The following is a 244-nucleotide window of genomic DNA, read 5'->3' as shown; positions in this document are numbered from 1 at the left end:
AGTGGAGCGGCACGAAGCCCGCGCGGAGTTCGCTCGCGAGCTTCGCGATCACGGCGCGCTTACCGTCGAGATCCTCGAGCCAGCCGGTCATCTCTTCACGGACGGGCAGGAGATACGGCTCGACGAAGATCACGCGCGACGAACGCACGGCGTCGCTGTCGAGGAAGCGGCGGATCGTCGCCTCGAAGTCTTCCGCAGTCGTCTCGTCATCGCGGTCGTAGCGGCGCCACATGTCATTCACGCC

General features: G+C 66.0%; 1 protein-coding gene. It reads right to left on the bottom strand.

Annotated elements, in window-relative coordinates; all coding sequences use genetic code 11:
- Positions 1-244, bottom strand: a 244-nt coding sequence (locus SB660_RS23030) for an SGNH/GDSL hydrolase family protein (protein WP_486304225.1), incomplete at both ends; no start/stop codon positions are given.

Origin of the sequence: Bacillus sp. SIMBA_005 (assembly GCF_046535585.1) — a bacterium.
GTDB lineage: Bacteria > Bacillota > Bacilli > Bacillales > Bacillaceae > Bacillus > Bacillus pumilus.
This window is presented reverse-complemented; position numbering and strand designations above follow the sequence as displayed.